20 protein-coding genes are annotated in these 17,579 nt (G+C 58.3%); 8 read left to right on the forward strand and 12 right to left on the reverse strand.

What is annotated here, in order from left to right; all coding sequences use genetic code 11:
- Window positions 1-39: 39 nt before the first annotated feature.
- From mgtE to GFN93_RS16925, 11 genes are all read right to left on the reverse strand, one after another.
- The gene (gene mgtE, locus GFN93_RS16875; RefSeq protein WP_153502469.1) at window positions 40-1,404 is read right to left on the reverse strand and encodes a magnesium transporter; all 1,365 of its coding nucleotides are present in this window, start codon (window positions 1,402-1,404) and stop codon (window positions 40-42) included.
- 151 nt (window positions 1,405-1,555) lie between these two features.
- Window positions 1,556-1,825 carry an HPr family phosphocarrier protein gene (locus GFN93_RS16880; protein WP_153502470.1) on the reverse strand — a complete coding sequence of 90 codons (270 nt, stop codon included), beginning with the start codon at window positions 1,823-1,825 and terminating at the stop codon, window positions 1,556-1,558.
- 35 nt (window positions 1,826-1,860) lie between these two features.
- Window positions 1,861-2,712, reverse strand: a complete 852-nt coding sequence (gene rapZ / locus GFN93_RS16885; RefSeq protein WP_153502471.1) for an RNase adapter RapZ — start codon at window positions 2,710-2,712, stop codon at window positions 1,861-1,863.
- Window positions 2,713-2,770: 58 nt separating this feature from the next.
- Window positions 2,771-3,244 carry a PTS IIA-like nitrogen regulatory protein PtsN gene (gene ptsN / locus GFN93_RS16890; protein WP_153502472.1) on the reverse strand — a complete coding sequence of 158 codons (474 nt, stop codon included), beginning with the start codon at window positions 3,242-3,244 and terminating at the stop codon, window positions 2,771-2,773.
- A 15-nt stretch (window positions 3,245-3,259) separates the two neighbouring features.
- Complete coding sequence (gene hpf / locus GFN93_RS16895) at window positions 3,260-3,559, reverse strand: ribosome hibernation-promoting factor, HPF/YfiA family (protein ID WP_153502473.1); 300 nt, start codon at window positions 3,557-3,559, stop codon at window positions 3,260-3,262.
- Between the two features lie 42 nt (window positions 3,560-3,601).
- Window positions 3,602-5,062, reverse strand: coding sequence for an RNA polymerase factor sigma-54 (locus GFN93_RS16900; protein WP_153502474.1), 1,461 nt, complete (start codon window positions 5,060-5,062; stop codon window positions 3,602-3,604).
- Window positions 5,063-5,321: 259 nt separating this feature from the next.
- On the reverse strand, window positions 5,322-6,047 hold the full coding sequence (gene lptB, locus GFN93_RS16905) for an LPS export ABC transporter ATP-binding protein (protein WP_153502475.1): 726 nt from the start codon (window positions 6,045-6,047) through the stop codon (window positions 5,322-5,324).
- Complete coding sequence (gene lptA / locus GFN93_RS16910; RefSeq protein WP_153502533.1) at window positions 6,044-6,562, reverse strand: lipopolysaccharide transport periplasmic protein LptA; 519 nt, start codon at window positions 6,560-6,562, stop codon at window positions 6,044-6,046. The genes lptB and lptA overlap by 4 nt, the downstream gene beginning before the upstream one ends.
- Window positions 6,546-7,103 (reverse strand): LPS export ABC transporter periplasmic protein LptC, encoded by a 558-nt coding sequence (gene lptC, locus GFN93_RS16915; protein WP_153502476.1) that lies wholly within the window; start codon window positions 7,101-7,103, stop codon window positions 6,546-6,548. Before lptC ends, lptA begins: the two co-directional genes overlap by 17 nt.
- A complete protein-coding gene (locus GFN93_RS16920) occupies window positions 7,100-7,597 on the reverse strand; it encodes a KdsC family phosphatase (RefSeq protein ID WP_153502477.1) in 498 nt (165 codons plus the stop codon). Before GFN93_RS16920 ends, lptC begins: the two co-directional genes overlap by 4 nt.
- Window positions 7,597-8,565 carry a KpsF/GutQ family sugar-phosphate isomerase gene (locus tag GFN93_RS16925; RefSeq protein WP_153502478.1) on the reverse strand — a complete coding sequence of 323 codons (969 nt, stop codon included), beginning with the start codon at window positions 8,563-8,565 and terminating at the stop codon, window positions 7,597-7,599. Before GFN93_RS16925 ends, GFN93_RS16920 begins: the two co-directional genes overlap by 1 nt.
- Window positions 8,566-8,795: 230 nt before the next feature.
- Between GFN93_RS16925 and GFN93_RS16930 the strand changes: the two genes are divergently transcribed.
- From GFN93_RS16930 to hisC, 6 genes are all read left to right on the forward strand, one after another.
- A complete protein-coding gene (locus tag GFN93_RS16930) occupies window positions 8,796-9,446 on the forward strand; it encodes an MlaC/ttg2D family ABC transporter substrate-binding protein (protein WP_153502479.1) in 651 nt (216 codons plus the stop codon).
- A 137-nt stretch (window positions 9,447-9,583) separates the two neighbouring features.
- Window positions 9,584-9,838: a BolA family protein gene (locus GFN93_RS16935; RefSeq protein WP_153502480.1), complete on the forward strand. Its 255-nt coding sequence runs from the start codon at window positions 9,584-9,586 to the stop codon at window positions 9,836-9,838.
- Window positions 9,839-9,880: 42 nt separating this feature from the next.
- The gene (gene murA / locus GFN93_RS16940) at window positions 9,881-11,143 is read left to right on the forward strand and encodes a UDP-N-acetylglucosamine 1-carboxyvinyltransferase (RefSeq protein WP_153502481.1); all 1,263 of its coding nucleotides are present in this window, start codon (window positions 9,881-9,883) and stop codon (window positions 11,141-11,143) included.
- A 13-nt stretch (window positions 11,144-11,156) separates the two neighbouring features.
- The gene (gene hisG / locus GFN93_RS16945; protein WP_153502482.1) at window positions 11,157-11,804 is read left to right on the forward strand and encodes an ATP phosphoribosyltransferase; all 648 of its coding nucleotides are present in this window, start codon (window positions 11,157-11,159) and stop codon (window positions 11,802-11,804) included.
- 166 nt (window positions 11,805-11,970) lie between these two features.
- Entirely contained in the window at window positions 11,971-13,269 is a 1,299-nt protein-coding gene (hisD, locus tag GFN93_RS16950; protein WP_153502483.1) for a histidinol dehydrogenase, read from the forward strand.
- A 65-nt stretch (window positions 13,270-13,334) separates the two neighbouring features.
- Entirely contained in the window at window positions 13,335-14,408 is a 1,074-nt protein-coding gene (gene hisC, locus GFN93_RS16955; RefSeq protein ID WP_153502484.1) for a histidinol-phosphate transaminase, read from the forward strand.
- Window positions 14,409-14,560: 152 nt separating this feature from the next.
- On the opposite strand, the gene GFN93_RS16960 is transcribed toward hisC, so the two are convergent.
- A complete protein-coding gene (locus tag GFN93_RS16960; protein WP_153502485.1) occupies window positions 14,561-15,673 on the reverse strand; it encodes a trypsin-like peptidase domain-containing protein in 1,113 nt (370 codons plus the stop codon).
- Window positions 15,674-15,849: 176 nt separating this feature from the next.
- Here GFN93_RS16960 and GFN93_RS16965 point away from each other — a divergent pair, with 176 nt between their 5' ends.
- Complete coding sequence (locus GFN93_RS16965; protein WP_153502486.1) at window positions 15,850-16,605, forward strand: Nif3-like dinuclear metal center hexameric protein; 756 nt, start codon at window positions 15,850-15,852, stop codon at window positions 16,603-16,605.
- A gap of 63 nt (window positions 16,606-16,668) precedes the next feature.
- Window positions 16,669-17,544, forward strand: a complete 876-nt coding sequence (locus tag GFN93_RS16970) for a diacylglycerol/lipid kinase family protein (RefSeq protein ID WP_153502487.1) — start codon at window positions 16,669-16,671, stop codon at window positions 17,542-17,544.
- Window positions 17,545-17,579 lie beyond the last annotated feature (35 nt).

Consider the following 17,579-nt stretch of genomic DNA (forward strand, 5'->3'; position numbering starts at 1 on the left):
TTTCGCATGTTGCGTGAAGCGTACTGCTTGTTGCGTCTGTTAAACCAGCAAATTGGCGTAGAGGATGGTGGCCAGTCCCAGAAAGGCCATGAAGCCGACGATGTCGGTGATGGTGGTCAGTACCACGGAACCAGCCAGTGCCGGGTCGATTCCCATCTTCTTCATGATCATGGGCAGCAAGGCGCCGGCGCAGGCGGCCATGATCAGGTTGATGACCATGGCGACGCCAATCACCAGGCCGATACTGGGATCGTTGAACCAGAGTCCGGCGGTAATACCGATCACTGTCGCCCAAAGCAGGCCGTTGATGGCGCCCACTGACAGTTCCTTGAACAGCAGGTAACGGGTGTTATTGGACTGGATTTGGCCCAATGCCATGGCGCGGATCACCAGCGTCAGGGTCTGGCTGCCGGCGATCCCACCCATGCTGGCAACGATGGGCATGAGAATGGCCAGTGCCACCACTTTTTCCAGTGTGGCTTCAAACAGGCCGATAACGGCTGAGGCGGCCATGGCCGTGAGCAGGTTGATGCCCAGCCACAGGGCGCGGCGGCGGGCGGTTTGCCACACGGAGCCGAACGTATCCTCGTCGTCATCCAGGCCGGCCATACTCATCAGGGAGTGATCGGCTTCTTCCATGATCACGTCTACCACGTCATCAATGGTGATTCGGCCCACCAGCATGCCTTCCTCATCGATCACGGGCGCAGTCACCAGGTCATGCCGCTCGAAGATTTTGGCTACCTCGGAAGCCGGCAGGGCCGCAGGTATGGACTGGATATCAGTGATCATCGCCTCACGCACGGTGGTGCCCGGGTCGCTGATCAGAACCTTGGTGAGAGGCAAAAGCCCGATGAACTGATTCTTCCGGTTGACGACGGCCAGGTTATCCGTGGTGCGTGGAATCTCGCCTCGCAGGCGCAGGTACCGCTGTACTACCTCGAAAGTGATTTCCGGGCGTACCGTGATCACGTCGGTATTCATGATCCCGCCGGCGGTATCCTCCGGGTAGCTCATGACGTGTTCGAGACGTTCGCGGTTCTGCTCGTCCAGGCTGGCCATTACCTGGCTGGTGATGTGATCCGGCAGTTCCTGCAGCAAATCCGCCAGGTCATCGGTGTCCAGTTCTTCAACCAGCGATACCAGCTCATCGGTGCTGAGGTTGCGGAGCAGCTCTACCCGGACCTCTTCGCCCAGGTACTGGAGAACTTCTGTTTCCTGCTCCTTGTTGAGGAGTTGCCAAAGAATCTCCCGCTCGCGGGGCGGGGAAGACTCAATCAGGTGAGCGACTTCTGCGCCGGGCAGGTTGTTGATCAGCTGGCGAACCTGTGAGTAGGTACCACTGGCGAGCGCGCGGTTGATCGCTTTGAGATGTTGCTGGCTGCGGCTGCTATCGGCGGGCATTGGAAAATCAGTTAATAGTTAATAATTAATAGTGAATAGCTGGAAATGCAAAAACAGCTATCGACATTGCCTGTAAACAGTAACAGTCGTGACGTCTGGGGGGTACCGGTTTTAGTTATTAACTATTCATTATTAACTATTAATTACGATCCTACTCTCCCTCATCGAACATCCGGGCAAACAGGTCTTCCAGTTCGTTCATGGCATCCGCTTCATCGGGGCCCTGTACCTGAAAGGTGACCTGGCTGCCTTTGGCTGCACCCAGCATCAGAAGTCCCATGATACTTTTCGCATCGATGGGGTTGCCGTTATGAATCACATGGATGCGGCTGTCATAACGGGAGGCCACGCTCACTACCTTGGCGGCTGCGCGTGCATGCAGCCCCAGTTTGTTGATCACGTCGAGTTGTTTTTCAATCATGGGTCGGGTGTTCCTGGGCCGGGAGCGTAGGCAGCTTAATGTTTTTCGCGGTGGCGTACCTGCAGGGTAATGCCCTGCTCGCGCAAGCGTTTTGCCAGCTGCTCCACAATGAAGACAGAGCGATGTCGTCCACCGGTGCAGCCAATGGCGACAGTGACGTAGCTGCGGTCACTGTGTGCGAAGGCGGGGAGCCAGCGCTGCACAAAGCCGCTGATGTCATCGAGCATGTCGTGGCTGGCCTGGTGCTGCTGCAGAAAATCGATAATGGGCTGGTCCATCCCGGTCAGTGGCCGCAGGGCTGGATCCCAGTGGGGGTTGGGTAGTACGCGGACATCAAAGACCAGATCGGCGTCATTGGGCAGGCCGTTCTTGAAACCAAAGGACTCCAGCTGAAGGGACAAGTTGCTCTGGCGGCGGGCAACCCGTTCACGGATCTGGTTTCGCAGGCTATGGACTTCGTAATTGCTGCTGTCGATGACCAGGTCAGCGCGCTGACGGATGTTGGCCAGCAGTACCCGTTCATGCTGGATGGCGTCTTCCAGGGTGCGATCGCCTGTGCCCAACGGGTGGCGGCGGCGGGTGGCGCTGAAGCGCTTGAGCAGGGTGTTGTCGTCTGCATCCAGATAGACAATTTCAGTGTCGATCTGCTGCTGGTGAAGCGCATCCAGAATACGGTCAAAGGCTTGCAGCTGGGCAGGCACATTTCGGGCATCAATGCCCACCGCGACCCGCTCAATGGGGGCCTCGCCATCATTCAGCTGGCTGGTGAGGGTAGGCAGCATGCCAACTGGCAGGTTATCCACGCAGTAGTAACCCTGGTCCTCCATGGCCTGCAGGGCAGTGGTTTTGCCGGAGCCGGAACGGCCGCTGATGATGGTCAGTTTCATGGGTTTGCGACCGGGCTGCGTGGCTGCTTGGTTGTTGGCTGCATGTAACTTTCGCGGATCATGATGCCAGTCGGAGTTCTGCCTCGGATTCTACGGCGGTCAGGTAAAGCTTGTGGGTGTCCTGGCTGCTTCGCAATTCATTGCGATAGTCATCGTCGTTGAACAGTGTAGCCAGGTGACTCAGGGTCTTGAGATGTTGTTCGGGATTTTCCTGGGGAACCAGCAAAACAAACACCAGATCCACCGGGCGGCCGTCAACAGCGTCAAAATCAATGGGGGTGTCCAGCTTGAGCAGCAGGCCCACGGGTTGTTGGCAGTGTCCCAGGCGGCAGTGAGGAATGGCAATGCCTTCACCGATGCCGGTGGAGCCCAGTTTTTCCCGGGCTACCAGCGCATCGAATACCTCCTGCTCATTCAGGGTGTCACAGCCGGCCGCAGCCAGCTGTGCAACCTGATCCAGCAACTGTTTCTTGCTGCTGGCCTGTACTCCGCTATGGGTACGTGCTTCGGTGAGTATTTCGCGAACTCGCATAATTGTCGTTTCGGTTTAGTGACCGTGCTTGTGGCTGACGGTCTTTTCCTTGTGCTTGAGGATCTGACGATCAAGTTTGTCGGTCAGTTTGTCGATGGCCGCATACATGTCGTCGGCTTCAGCGGTGGCGAACAGGTCTGCCCCGGAAATATGGATGGTGGATTCTGCCTTGTGAGTCTTCGGTTCCGGAGAAAGAATTACCTGGATGCTGGTGATCTGGTCGAAGTGCCTTTCCAGACGGGAGAACTTGTCGCCGACATAAGTGCGAAGAGCGTCGGTAACTTCCAGGTGATGACCGCTGATATTAATTTGCATGGCTGGCTCCTTTACCTGCTTGTTGGGCCCGTCATTCGTGCCCTACACCAAACGCTTGCGAGCACTGGATGACGGTATTCTCATTGCCTCACGATACTTGGCAACGGTCCGGCGCGCTACGTTGATTCCCTGATCGTTGAGCAAGCTGGCCAGTTTGTTATCACTGAGCGGCTTGCGGGGATTCTCGGCGGCGACCAGCTTCTTAATAATGGCACGAATAGCGGTGGAGGAACACTCGCCTCCGCCGTCTGTTCCCACGTGGCTGGAAAAGAAATATTTCAGCTCAAAGACGCCGCGGGGTGTCATCATGTATTTCTGGTTGGTAACCCGACTGATGGTTGATTCGTGCATCTCGACGGCCTCGGCGATGTCGGCGAGTACCAGGGGTTTCATGGCTTCTTCGCCATAATCAAAGAAGTCCTGCTGCACTTCAACAATGCGGGTGGCCACCTTGAGCAGGGTGTCGTGGCGGCTTTGCAGACTCTTGATGAACCACTTGGCTTCTTGCACGCAGTTTTTCAGGTATTGTCCATCTTCCCCGGAGGTCTGCCTGGCAAGGCTGGCATACTGTTGCTGCAGGTTCACCTTGGGCAGGATGTCATCATTGAGGCTGACCTGCCAGCGTCCATTGTGCTGGCGCACAATCACGTCTGGTACTGCATAGTCTACGGAGCTCTCGCCAATTTGCTCACCGGGTGCAGGATCGAGTGTACGGATTAGCGAAAGGGCATCCAGTAGCTCCTGCTCACTGGTCTGGAGCACCCTTCTCAGGGCGGCATAGTCATGCTTTTCCAGCAGCTCAAGGTGTTTCAGTAATTCCATGGCCAGGGACAGATAGGGGGTGTCCCCTGGCAGTTGGCGTAGCTGGACGGCAAGGCAATCAGCCAGATCGATACTGGCAACGCCGAGAGGATCAAACTGCTGCAGCCGGTGCTGCACTGCCAGCACTTCATCAGCTTCCAGCTCGTCACCCTCAGTAAGCAGGCCTTCTTGCTGGTTGACCATCTCGACAATATCGTCAATGGACGTGGTCATGTAACCACGGTCGTCTACCGATTCGATGATGGCCATGGCGATGATGCGATCCACATCGCTCATGGGGGTCAGATTCAGCTGCCACAGCAAGTGGTCTTGGAGGCTTCCGGAAACGGAATGGCGCTGCTGCCATTCATCGGCGTCGTCAGGAAGGGTGGCGGAGCTGCTGCTCTGGCCCGAATAGACGTCGTCCCATTCGGTTTCTATGCCTGGGTCGCTGTCCACGAATTCTTCGAGGGCGTCGTCGCGCTCGGGATTGAGTTCGTCATCCTGACGCTCTTCGTCAGCTTCGGGGAGGGCATCGTCACCAAAATCGTCAGCCAGCTCAAGCAGCGGATTGCTTTCCACGGCCTGCTGAATCTCCTGGCGTAGATCCAGAGTGGAGAGCTGGAGGAGGCGGATGGCCTGCTGCAGCTGAGGCGTCATGGTCAGCTGCTGGCCGATTTGTAATTGTAGTGTGGGCTTCATACTGCTCAGGTTGGTGATTGATCCCCAAAACCTGAGAATAGCAGCTTCAAAGTCTTACTAGCAATAATTGTGCCAGTGATGCTTGTGTGGTAGGGAGGGGTGAGTTAATAGTTAATAATGAATAATTAATAGCTGCGCGGTCAGATAGCTCGGCTGCTTCAAGCGTGGAGGCCGCGCCCATCTCTTGGGCGCGGCCTCCTTCGGTTCAAAACGGGGAGCCTGTCCCGCGACGTTATTCATTATTAACTATTAATTCTTTCTAAAGTCTGAAGTCCGCCCCCAGATACACATCCCGCACCTGCTGGTTGGAAAGGATGGTGTCGGCGTCGCCGGAGGCGATGATGTGGCCGGCACTGACGATATAGGCGGTATCGCAAATATCCAGGGTTTCGCGCACGTTGTGGTCAGTGATCAGCACGCCAATGCCGCGCTCTTTGAGGTGGCGAATGATGCCCTTGATGTCGTTCACGGAAATCGGGTCGACCCCGGCGAAAGGTTCATCCAGCAGGATGAAGTCCGGGTCGGTGGCCAGACCGCGGGCAATTTCTGCGCGGCGACGCTCCCCCCCGGACAGGCTCATGCCGAGCGAGTCGCGGATATGCGTGATATGGAACTCCTTGAGCAGGTTTTCCATGCGTTCGTGGCGTTCCTGCTTGCTGAGTTCCTTGCGGGTTTCCAGGATCGCCATAATGTTCTCTTGTACCGTCAGACGGCGAAAGATACTGGCTTCCTGGGGCAGGTAGCCGATGCCTCGCTTGGCGCGACCATGCATGGGCAGATGGGTGATGTCGGTTTCATTAATTTCAATACGGCCAGCATCAGCCTCGACCAGCCCAACAATCATGTAAAAACAGGTGGTTTTGCCGGCACCATTGGGGCCAAGTAATCCGACGATCTGCCCGGAGTCTACGTCCAGGGACACGTCTTCGATCACCCGGCGGCCTTTATAGCTCTTGGCCAGGTGATGGGCGCGTAGGTGCGTCATGGCTTGGAAGACTCCGAATCTGTGTTGTCTTTCTTGTCGTTGCCGGGGATCTGGTTCTCCGCCGGGATGACCAGGCGAACCCGCTGGTCGCCTTCACTGCTGGCATCCACGCGCTTGGAGTCCAGGCTGTATTCTACCTTGGCGCCCTCAAAGGTGTTGCCCTTGTGGCGGATAAAGGCATCGCCAGTCAAAACCAGGGTGCGGGCCTTGATGTCGTAAACCAGATTGCCAGCGTGGGCCTCCAGGTCTTCACCTTCCGACAGCTTTACCGGGCTGCCAGTCGCTTCCACTCGAACCAATTCGCCGTTCTTGGTGAACAGCGACATTTTATCGGCTTGCATGCTGCGGTTGCCTTGCAGCAACTCCACATTGCCACTGTATACACCGGTTCCGGCATCCTGCTCAAAACGGCCGCGATCGGCGGAAACGGAAATCGGGCCCTCTACCGGGGCGGCGCAGGCAATGCTGGAAAACAGGGCCAGGCAGGCGCCCAGAGCCTTACGATGCCGGGGCATTGAATTCACTCTCTACTCCTTGATCGAGGGATAATACCCCTTTGTCGAGATCGGCCTCCAGTGCGCCGGCGCGGGTCTCGCCGCTTTCAAAGCGGATGGTGGCGTCGCCGGGGCTGGTCGCGATATTGGTGTCGCTATTAAAACGGAGTTCATCCGTGTCGAGCTCGATTTTCTGGTCCGCGTTGCGTGCTTCCACCGTGCCGGTAAACACAATCAGCTTGCCATTTTGCTGCACGGCGCCACTCTCGCTGCGAATGGTCCAGGTGCCCTTGTCGTTGGCCATGGCCAGCTTCGGCTGGTTCATTTCAGTAAGCGGGTTGTGATCATACTGGATCAGATTGTCGGCGATCAGATGATATTGCAGCTCTCCGTCTTCCTCGCTGTAGGCTCGCGCGGTGATGTTTTTGGCCAGAATGGCCGGGGCTGTCAGTACCGCCTGATCCTCTCCGGGCAGGGTGCTGTCCCACTCGTGCAGCGTCATCAGGACCACCAGGCCCAATAGCAGGATGCCGGTGGCGCTTAGTAGCCCCTGGCGCCTCATGCCGCACCTCGCTGGGCGAGGATAGCGTCACAGATTTCCCTTACCGCGCCTTCGCCACCGCGACGCTGGGTATGGTGATCGGCGGCCTGCTTGGCGCACTCATGGGCGTTGGCCGGAGCAAAACTCAGGCGGGCCCATTCCAGGGCGCTTACGTCCGGCTCGTCATCCCCGGCATAGCCGGTCTCGCTGGCGGCAATACCCAGTTGATCGGCAAGATCAGCCAGCGCCACCCCCTTGTCTTCACGGCCCTGAATGACGTGCTGGATACCCAGATCGGCTGCCCGTTTGGCTACCATTGGGGTGTTGCGGCCAGTGATGATGGCCAGGGTGACGCCACTGGCAGCGAGCTTTTTCAAGCCGTGACCATCCAGGGTGTGGAACACCTTGATGGCCTCGCCTTCCTGGGTGAAATAGATGCGCCCATCGGTCATGACGCCGTCCACGTCGAAGGCCATCAGGCGCAGGTTCTGGGCATCAACAGCGGAAATCTGCATTACACCACTCCCGCCCGCAGCAGGTCCTGCATGTTAAAGGCTCCCAGCGGCTTGCGGTCTGCGTCCAGCACGACCAGACCGTTGATCTTGCGGCTTTCCATGACCTGCAAGGCCTCGGCGGCCAGATGACCGGTGGCAATGGTGATCGGGTCGGTGACCATCACTTCGGCGATGCTGGCCTTGCGGATATCCAGATCCCGGTCCAATAGCCGGCGCAGGTCACCGTCGGTAAAGATTCCGGCGAGGGTGCCGTCATCGGCGGTTACTGCGGTCATGCCCAGCCCCTTGGCGGTCATTTCCAGCAGGGCGTCACTGAAACTGGTGTCGGTGGATACCGCGGGCAGGGCTTCGCCCGCGTGCATGATGTCATCCACCTTGAGCAGCAAGCGTCGGCCCAGGCTGCCGCCGGGGTGGCTGAGGGCAAAGTCCTCGGCGGTAAAGCCGCGGGCTTCCAGCAGGGCGATCGCCAGTGCATCGCCCATGGCCAGGGCGGCTGTAGTGGAGGAAGTCGGAGCCAGGTTATGTGGGCAGGCTTCTTCGTCCACGGCCACGGTAAGGTGCACATCTGACAGCTGTGCCAGGGTCGATGAGGGCCGTCCGGTCATGCCGATCAGCACCGTCCCCTTGCGTTTGATCACCGGTAAAATGGCCAGCACCTCGGCGGTTTCACCGGAGTTGGAGAGTGCCAGTACCACGTCATCCGGGGTAATCATACCCAGGTCGCCGTGGGAGGCTTCGCCGGGATGCACAAAGAAAGAAGGGGTGCCGGTGCTGGCCAGGGTGGCGGCCAGCTTGTTGCCCACATGGCCGCTTTTGCCCATGCCGGTCACAATAATGCGACCTTTCGCCTTGAGCATCTGATCGCAGGCTGCAGAAAACTGTTCATCGAGGCTGTCTTTCAGCGCGTTGACGGCGCGAGCTTCGATATCCAGTACCCGCCGGCCGACGCTGATATGGTCGTGACTCATGCAATCTCCCTGTAATTGCGGCGATTATACACGCCAAATGTGCTCAAGGTTGACCCGAAATAACGCAATTCGTGGCGCTGTCTCACGGTCGGTCATCATACTTGCCTGCAATTCGGTGTTAGCGATTTTGGAACTGTTCTGCGTGGTTATGACTCCAATATGGCATACAGGTTCTGGACAGGGGCGGCGGAACCCCGTAAAACCGCCCGATGATGACAGGGAGACACCGGATGCAAAGACAACAATATTTTACCTGGGCGGCGGCTTTGATCGTGATGTTCATGGCTGCCTTTGCGCAGGCACAGACCGATCCGAGACAGGTGGTGATCGATGCGGTCGATCGCATGACCACCCGCATCGACGCGGACCGTGAGCAGCTGAAAGCAGATCCGGAGCTGGCCCGAGAGCTGGTTCGTGAGGAGCTGGTGGATCTGGTGGATTTCAAGCGGATTACCCGCATGGTCATGGGCGACTACTTTGGTCCGTCCAGTAAAGAACAGAAGTACCGTTTTCTGGATGTGTTCAAGAATAGTCTGATCAATACCTATGCTTCCGGCATTACGCTTTATGAAGGGCAGCAGATCACCACCTTGCCCATGCAGGAGGGGGATTTGCGCGGTGACTATGCACGGGTGCGCATGGAGATTCAGACCAACACCGGCAAAACGGTGCCAATCTTCTATACCCTGTTCTCCCGCGATGACCAGTGGAAGGTCATCAACGTCTACGTGAATGGCCTGGATCTGGCCGACACCTTCAAGAGCCAGTTTGCCCAGGGTATGGACCAGTACGGGGATATGGACAAGGTGATCGACAACTGGTCAGCAGACTCCAAAATCGATACTGGCCTGAAAGATGAGGCGGTCGCCGACGACGCCTGATGTTTTCTTGAGGAAGGCGCCGTGGCAAGGCTGCGGCAGCTCGCGTATTATTGCGCCCCTGAGATGGAGCGGGTCCAGCCCGCTCCTGTGCTGTTTGGGGCCGAATATCCCGTCAATGCCCCCCAAAAGGAGCCAACATGAATCCGGAAGAGGTAAAAGCGCTGGTGGAAGCCGGCTTTGAAGGCGCCGATGTGGCCGTGGAAGGTGGCGGTGACCGTTTCCAGATTCGCGTGGTGTCAGAGGCCTTTGCCGGCCTGATGCCGGTGAAAAAGCAGCAGCTGGTCTATGCCACCATCAACGAGCAGATCCAGAGCAATACCATCCACGCGGTACAGATCATTACCTTTACCCCCGCCGAGTGGGAAAAAGCCCAGAAGATGGGGCTGGCCTGAGCTACACGCCAGGCCTTACAAGACAAGCCTTAGAGACAGTTCATGGATAAATTGATCATCACCGGCGGCCGCCGTCTGGACGGCGAAATCCGGATTTCCGGCGCCAAGAATGCTGCCCTGCCGATTCTCGCTGCCACCTTGCTGGCGGATGAGCCGGTCACGGTGGGTAACCTGCCGCATCTTCAGGATGTGACCACCCTGATCGAACTGCTGGGCCGCATGGGCGTGGAAGTGGTGATTGATGACCGCATGCGGGTCGAAGTGAATGCCAGCACCATCAAGGAGCTGGTGGCGCCCTATGAACTGGTGAAAACCATGCGCGCCTCCATTCTGGTGCTCGGCCCCATGGTCGCTCATTTTGGCAAAGCTACAGTGTCACTGCCGGGCGGCTGTGCCATTGGTTCCCGTCCGGTGGATATCCACCTCAGCGGCCTGGAAGCCATGGGGGCCCAGATCGAGGTCGCCAATGGCTATGTGCACGCGTCCGTGGATGGTCGCCTGAAAGGGGCTCGCATTGTCATGGATACGGTCACCGTCACTGGTACCGAGAACCTGATGATGGCGGCGGCTCTGGCGGATGGTACGACTTACCTGGAAAACGCTGCCCGTGAACCGGAAGTGGTGGATCTGGCCAACTTCATCAATGCCATGGGAGGCAAGATCAGCGGCGCCGGAACCGATACCATCACCATTGAAGGGGTGGAGCGACTGGGCAGCTGTCACCACCAGGTGATTGCCGACCGGATTGAAACCGGAACCTATCTGATTGCCGCGGCTATCACTGGTGGCCGTATCAAGACCAAGGACACGGTGCCGGGCATCCTCGATGCGGTGCTGCAGAAGCTGCAGGAAGCAGGCGCTAAAATCACCACCGGCGAGGATTGGATTGAGCTGGATATGGAAGGGCGCCGCCCGAAGGCAGTGTCCCTGCGCACGGCGCCTTACCCGGCCATGCCCACCGACATGCAGGCCCAGTTCATGGCCCTGAACCTGATTGCCGAAGGCACCGGGACCATTGTCGAAACCGTATTTGAAAACCGTTTCATGCACGTGCAGGAAATGAATCGCATGGGCTCGGATATCGAAGTGCAGGGCAACACCGCCATTTGCCGCGGTGTCGAGCAGCTCACTGGCGCGCCGGTAATGGCCACCGACCTGCGTGCATCCGCTTCCCTGGTGATCGCGGCGTTGGCGGCAGAAGGGGAAACCATTGTAGATCGCATCTACCACATTGATCGCGGCTACGAATGTATTGAAGAAAAACTGCAATCGCTGGGCGCGGTCATTCGCCGTGTACCGCGTTAGGTCTGCCGAAGCTATGTCTCAGAAACCGTTGACCATTGCCCTGTCCAAGGGGCGCATCCTCAAGGAAACCCTGCCGTTGCTGAAAGCGGCCGGGATTGAGTTGCTGGAAGATCCGTCTGCCTCCCGGAAGCTGATCTTTGATACCACTCGTGATGATGTGAAGATCATCATCATTCGTGCCACTGATGTGCCGCCCTATGTGCAGCACGGGGCTGCGGATATTGGTGTGGCGGGCAAGGATGTGCTCATGGAGCATGGTGCGGACGGTGTGTTCGAGCCGCTGGATCTCAACATCGCTCGCTGCAAGCTCATGGTGGCAGCGGTAAATGATGCCCCGGATGTGGGTGGTCGCCTGCGCGTGGCGACCAAGTTCGTCAACGTGGCCAAGGCCTACTTTGCCGAGCAAGGTAAACAGGCGGAAGTGATCAAGCTGTACGGCGCCATGGAGCTGGCGCCCCTGGTGGGGCTGGCGGATCGCATCGTGGATATTGTTGATACCGGCAATACCCTGCGGGCCAATGGTCTGGAGCCCACCGAGCTGATTGCACATATTTCTACCCGCGTGATCGTCAATCGCGCCAGCATGAAGACCCGTCACAGCGATATCCAGGCGATTCTGGACAAGCTGGCGGAAGCGGTGGAATCACGCAAAGGGGAGTAAGTTTCCCTTGGGCACAAAGCCTCAGAGTGAGCGGGCCCTGTTCTCGGGCTGCTGCTGGCCAGAGGCTTTGCTGATCCCGGTGATAGAAAATCGCCTGCCTCATCCCCGGTGCATTCCTCGCCCTCTGTGGTAAAAATAGACTCTGACTTTTAAACGGTACCCAAGCATGGAAACCACCTGGCTCAATACTCAAGATGCTGACTTTGAAGCGCAGCTCGCCGCATTGACGGCCTGGTCTGAAGAGCGCGATGCAGAAGTCGCTGAGCTTGTGCATGGCATCCTGCGTGAGGTAGCCCGTCGTGGTGATGAGGCGCTGGTCGAATACACCGTCAAATTTGATCGCCGCGATATTGCCAGCGTGGCGGATCTGGTGGTGGGCCCGGAGCAACTGCAGGCCGCACTGGCGCGCATTCCCGTGGAGCAGAGAGAGGCGCTGGAAGCCGCTGCCCAGCGTGTGCGTAGCTACCACGAAAAGCAGAAGCAGGACTCCTGGAGTTATCGCGAAGCTGACGGCACTCTGCTTGGTCAGCAGGTGACGCCGCTGGATCGCGCTGGCATCTATGTTCCCGGTGGAAAGGCGGCCTACCCCAGCTCGGTACTTATGAATGCCCTGCCGGCGAAGGTGGCAGGCGTTGAAGAGATCATCATGGTGTCCCCGGCGCCGGGTGGCGAGTTGAATGACATGGTGCTGGCGGCAGCGGCCATTGCCGGAGTGGATCGTTTCATCTCTGTCGGCGGCGCCCAGGCTGTGGCGGCGCTGGCCTATGGCACAGATACCGTGCCTGCGGTGGACAAGATCGTGGGGCCCGGCAATATTTTTGTGGCGGAAGCCAAGCGTCAGGTATTCGGCAAGGTCGGTATCGACATGATTGCCGGTCCGTCGGAAATTCTGGTGATCTGTGATGGCAAGACCAATCCGGACTGGATTGCCATGGACCTGTTTTCCCAGGCGGAACACGATGAAGAGGCGCAGGCTATCCTGCTATGTCCGGATGCGGATTACCTCCAGCAGGTAGCCACTTCCATGGAACAACTGGCGGTGACCCTGGAACGGGAAACCATCATTCGTACCTCCATGAAAAATCGCGGCGCCCTGATTCAGGTGAAAGATCTTGATGAAGCCATCGCGATTGCCAACACCATTGCCTCCGAACATCTGGAGTTGTCCATCGACAATGCGGAAGAGTGGGCCAGGAAGATCCGTCATGCTGGCGCCATTTTCCTGGGGCGCCATACGCCTGAAGCGCTGGGCGACTATTGTGCCGGCCCCAACCACGTGTTGCCCACCAGTGCCACGGCGCGTTTTTCTTCACCACTGGGGGTCTATGATTTCCAGAAGCGCAGCTCCCTGATTGGCTGTTCACCGGACGGTGCCAGCACGCTGGCAGCGATCGCTTCCCCCCTGGCCCGTGGTGAAAGCCTCACAGCCCACGCGCGCAGTGCGGAATATCGAATTAAACGCTAGAGCCCGGATACCAAACGCCTGACGTGAGGGTGTTTGTCCGGCGTCAGGCGTCAGGCGGAGATGTTATGAGTAAATACTGGAGCGATTTTGTTCATCAGCTGGAGCCCTATGTGCCAGGTGAGCAGCCAAAGATGAACAAACTGGTGAAGCTGAATACCAATGAGCATCCGCTTGGTCCTTCGCCCAAGGTACTGGAGGTGATCCGCGCTGAAGCGGATGATCGTTTGCGTCTGTATCCCGATCCAGACAGTGCTCAGCTCAAGGAAGCAATTGCCGCCTATTATTCTGATAAAGGCTATGGCGTGGAGCGTGAGCAGGTGTTTGTCGGCAACGGCTCCGATGAGGTGCTCGCGCATCTGTTTCTGGGGTTTTTCAAGCAGGACAAGCCTCTGCTGTTCCCGGACATCACTTACAGTTTCTACAAGGTCTACTGCGGCCTTTACCAGATTGACTATGAATCGGTGCCGCTGGATGACGAGCTTGCTATCGCGGTGGATGATTACCTCAAGCCCAACGGCGGTATTATTTTTCCTAACCCCAATGCGCCTACCGGGCGCCTGCTGCCGTTAAGCGACATTGAGCGATTGCTACAGGCGAATACCGAATCGTTGGTGGTGGTGGACGAGGCCTACATTGATTTTGGTGGCGAAAGTGCCATCAGCCTGATCAATCAGTACCCGAATCTGCTGGTGACCCAGACGCTGTCCAAGTCCCGTTCTCTGGCGGGCCTGCGAATTGGCCTGGCCGTCGGGAATGCGGCCTTGATCGATGGTCTCAACCGTATCAAGGACAGCTTCAACTCCTATCCGCTGGATCGGCTGGCCATTGCGGCCGGCGCGGTAGCGTTCGATGACAGGGAGTGGTTTGATAAAGGCTGCGAGTTGGTGATCAGCCAGCGTGACTGGCTTGATGGCGAGCTGGCACAGCGTGGCTTCGAGAGCCTGCCGTCCGCGGCAAACTTTCTCTTTTCTCGCCATCCGCAACACAGTGGTGAGAGTCTGGCGAAGGGATTGAGAGAGCAGGGCGTCATTGTCCGCCACTTCGGCAAGCCCGAGCGTATAGCCGATTACCTGCGTATTACCGTTGGGAACCCTGAGCAGAATCAGGCGTTGATTGAGGCGCTGGATACGTTGCTGTAGCGAATGTTTTCTGCAGGAGAGCCAACAAGCTGGCTCTTCTGCTGCGTGAAATAGCGAGTCTTTGCTTCACTAACAAAAAAGGGCCGTCCGGTTTACCGGGCGGCCCTTTTTTGTCGGGCGTGCAGCATGAAGCGTGCTGCACGCCGCGTCTCTTACTCCGCCTCTGCCGGCGGCCGGGTGCCGATCACCACATCCACACTCATGGGTTGGCGGTTGCGGATAATGTCCAGAGTGACATCAGCGTCCGGTTTCATTCCGGCGATTCGGTTCATGGCTTCGTAGCCATCTTTCATCAGATCACCGTTGACGCCCACCAGCACATCGCCCGGCTGCAGACCGCCCTTATGAGCGGGGCTGTCCACGACCACGGCGGTGATCACGCCACCGCGCACTTCATCAATCCCAAAGGTGTCTGCCAGGGACGGCGTCATGTCCTGTACGGTCACACCCAGATAGCCGCGGATCACCCTCCCATACTCGATCAGGTCGGTCATCACTTCACTGGCGATGGACGCAGGGGTGGCAAAACCGATCCCTTGCCAGCTGCCGTCGGCGGAAAGAATGGCCGTGTTGATGCCGATCAGGTGGCCATTGGTGTCAATCAGGGCGCCGCCAGAGTTGCCGCGGTTGATAGCCGCATCGGTCTGGATGAAATTCTCGAAGGTGGCAATGCCCAGGTGGCTTCGGCCCGTTGCGCTGACAATGCCCATGGACACTGTCTGGCCCACGCCGAGGGGGTTGCCGATGGCCAGTACCACATCGCCAACCTGCACCGGGCCGTTGCCGTTCAGCTCCACTTCCGGCAGATCTTCCAGAGCGATATGCAGCAGTGCCAGGTCGGTCTCCGGGTCCGTGCCCACCACCCGGGCAGGGCTGTCACGGCCGTCGCGCAAGGCCACCAGAATCTCGTCCGCATCGCGAATTACATGGTAACTGGTGAGAATATAGCCAGCATCATCCACAATCACGCCGGACCCCAGGCTGCTCAGTGCGCGCTCGCGACGGGGTTGTTCCATGAAATTGTTGAACAGTGGCGCTTCGGCGTCATCGTTGCTGGTGACGATCTGGGTGGTGTAGATGTTCACCACCGCCGGGGCGGCATGGTTCACCGCACCGGCATAGCTGGCGACGCCGGTATCATTGCGGGCGGGTTGTGCGCTGGGGCCCCATTCGTACCACCACAGTACGGCCAGGCCCACCGCCAGACCGGCAAGGATCGGTCCGGCAAAAAAACGTATCACTCTGACCACCGAAAGTGCCCCCATAGGTATGCGGTAACCGGTTGTCCGGCCCGGGCTGAGTGGCATGGACAGCCGGTTGGCGAGACAAGTGCAGGCCCGGGTAGGTAAACTGCGCGCATAGTAGGGCCTGTGGCAGTGAAATTCTACCGCTCTGGCGGTGGCCCGGCCTCCACTTTTCAGGATATTGCCCGGTAGGTGTCATGCTCAAGCGCGATTACATGCTGTCTCTGCTCGATCAGGAACTGGTTGCAGATCGTTTTCAGGATTACTGCCCCAATGGACTCCAGGTCGAGGGGCGAGAGCAGATTCGTCGGGTGGTCACGGGGGTGACCGCCTGTCAGGCCTTGATTGATGCGGCCATTGTGGAAGAAGCGGATGCCATCCTGGTGCATCACGGTTATTTCTGGAAAGGCGAGGAAGCACGAATCCGCGGCATGAAGAAGCAGCGTCTGCAAACCCTGCTGCGACATGATATCAACTTGTTTGCCTATCACCTGCCGCTGGATGCGCACCCGGTGCTGGGAAACAATGCCCAGCTGGCGCGCCGCCTGGGGTTTCAGATCGAGGGTGGGTTGGATGATTCGGTCAACCCCATCGGCAATGTGGGGCGGCTGGACAGTCCCATGACGGCCGAAGAGTTCTGTTCGCAGGCGGAGGCCGTACTGGGGCGGACACCATTGCATGTGGGCGACCCTGGGGACGAGATTGAAACCATTGCCTGGTGTACCGGTGGCGCCCAGGGTTTTATTGACAAGGCTCAGCTCAAAGGGGTGGATGCCTATCTAAGTGGCGAGATTTCCGAGCCCACGACGCATTTTGCCCGGGAAACCGGCATTCATTACTTTGCCTGCGGTCATCATGCCACGGAGCGCTATGGGGTCATGGCCCTGGGGCAGTGGCTCAGCGACAATTACGGCATAGAACATACCTTTATCGACATCGATAATCCGGCCTAGACCCTGGCGCGCAAGCAACACCACGGGTGAAACCGGACGCAGTACGAGGATTTCCTTTCGGTCATGAATATCACTGTTATCTATAACCCGGCGGCAGGGGGCGGCCGGGAGGCGTTGCTTTGCCGTTTTGTGGCCGAGCTGGAACGTCTCGAGGCAAAGGTAAGGCTACATCACACCACTGGCCCCAGCGATGCCACCCGTTATTTGCAGTCCTTGCCAGACCAGGGGGACTGCGTGGTGGCGGTCGGCGGTGATGGGACCACCAATGAAGTGCTCAACGGCCTGGCGCCGGGCGTAGCCATGGGCGTGTTTGCTACCGGAACGGCCAATGTGCTGGCCAAGGAGCTTGGCCTGCCGAAGAAGCCGGAAGCAGCGGCGCGGGTAGTGGTGGAAGGCAAGAGTGTGTCGGTCACGCCGGCACGGCTGAATGGGCGCCGTTTCATCATGATGTGCGGTGTCGGCTACGATGCCTGGGTGGTGGACGGTGTGGACCTCTCCATCAAGGAAAAATTCGGCAAGCTGGCCTATGTCATGGCCATGTTGGGACAGATTCGTCGCTATGGTGAACGCCGCTATCGCGTGACGGTGGATGGCCGCCCGCTGGACAGCTTCTCGGCCATCATCACCAATGGCAAGCACTATGGCGGCAGTTTCGTGCTCAGCCGTGAAGCCAATATTCTGCGCCCGCAAGTGCAGGTGCTGTTGTTTCAAAAGCCCGGTGTGCGTTTTCTGTTGCGCTGCCTGACGGCCCTGTTATTTGGACGCATGGAGCAGGTGGATGGCGTGGCCAGCCTGCGCGCGCAGGCGGTGACGATCCAGTGTGAGGGGGCAGAGGAGCCGATTCAGGCGGACGGGGACCCCGCAGGGATGCTGCCTGCTGATATTCAGGTAGATGATTTGGCGGTGCCGGTGAGGGTACCCCAGATGTTCCTGCCATAAGGTCAGGGGCCAAGCTGTCGTTTCAGAACCGCGTT

It is taken from the genome of Alcanivorax sediminis, assembly GCF_009601165.1.
Lineage (GTDB): Bacteria > Pseudomonadota > Gammaproteobacteria > Pseudomonadales > Alcanivoracaceae > Alcanivorax > Alcanivorax sediminis.

Bases quoted from the DNA above. Each gene is read 5' to 3' on its own strand.
- mgtE (WP_153502469.1), bottom strand. From the start codon at position 1,404: ATGCCCGCCGATAGCAGCCGCAGCCAGCAACATCTCAAAGCGATCAAC.
- GFN93_RS16880 (WP_153502470.1), bottom strand. From the start codon at position 1,825: ATGATTGAAAAACAACTCGACGTGATCAACAAACTGGGGCTGCATGCA.
- rapZ (WP_153502471.1), bottom strand. From the start codon at position 2,712: ATGAAACTGACCATCATCAGCGGCCGTTCCGGCTCCGGCAAAACCACT.
- ptsN (WP_153502472.1), bottom strand. From the start codon at position 3,244: ATGCGAGTTCGCGAAATACTCACCGAAGCACGTACCCATAGCGGAGTA.
- hpf (WP_153502473.1), bottom strand. From the start codon at position 3,559: ATGCAAATTAATATCAGCGGTCATCACCTGGAAGTTACCGACGCTCTT.
- GFN93_RS16900 (WP_153502474.1), bottom strand. From the start codon at position 5,062: ATGAAGCCCACACTACAATTACAAATCGGCCAGCAGCTGACCATGACG.
- lptB (WP_153502475.1), bottom strand. From the start codon at position 6,047: ATGACGCACCTACGCGCCCATCACCTGGCCAAGAGCTATAAAGGCCGC.
- lptA (WP_153502533.1), bottom strand. From the start codon at position 6,562: ATGCCCCGGCATCGTAAGGCTCTGGGCGCCTGCCTGGCCCTGTTTTCC.
- lptC (WP_153502476.1), bottom strand. From the start codon at position 7,103: ATGAGGCGCCAGGGGCTACTAAGCGCCACCGGCATCCTGCTATTGGGC.
- GFN93_RS16920 (WP_153502477.1), bottom strand. From the start codon at position 7,597: ATGCAGATTTCCGCTGTTGATGCCCAGAACCTGCGCCTGATGGCCTTC.
- GFN93_RS16925 (WP_153502478.1), bottom strand. From the start codon at position 8,565: ATGAGTCACGACCATATCAGCGTCGGCCGGCGGGTACTGGATATCGAA.
- GFN93_RS16930 (WP_153502479.1), top strand. From the start codon at position 8,796: ATGCAAAGACAACAATATTTTACCTGGGCGGCGGCTTTGATCGTGATG.
- GFN93_RS16935 (WP_153502480.1), top strand. From the start codon at position 9,584: ATGAATCCGGAAGAGGTAAAAGCGCTGGTGGAAGCCGGCTTTGAAGGC.
- murA (WP_153502481.1), top strand. From the start codon at position 9,881: ATGGATAAATTGATCATCACCGGCGGCCGCCGTCTGGACGGCGAAATC.
- hisG (WP_153502482.1), top strand. From the start codon at position 11,157: ATGTCTCAGAAACCGTTGACCATTGCCCTGTCCAAGGGGCGCATCCTC.
- hisD (WP_153502483.1), top strand. From the start codon at position 11,971: ATGGAAACCACCTGGCTCAATACTCAAGATGCTGACTTTGAAGCGCAG.
- hisC (WP_153502484.1), top strand. From the start codon at position 13,335: ATGAGTAAATACTGGAGCGATTTTGTTCATCAGCTGGAGCCCTATGTG.
- GFN93_RS16960 (WP_153502485.1), bottom strand. From the start codon at position 15,673: ATGGGGGCACTTTCGGTGGTCAGAGTGATACGTTTTTTTGCCGGACCG.
- GFN93_RS16965 (WP_153502486.1), top strand. From the start codon at position 15,850: ATGCTCAAGCGCGATTACATGCTGTCTCTGCTCGATCAGGAACTGGTT.
- GFN93_RS16970 (WP_153502487.1), top strand. From the start codon at position 16,669: ATGAATATCACTGTTATCTATAACCCGGCGGCAGGGGGCGGCCGGGAG.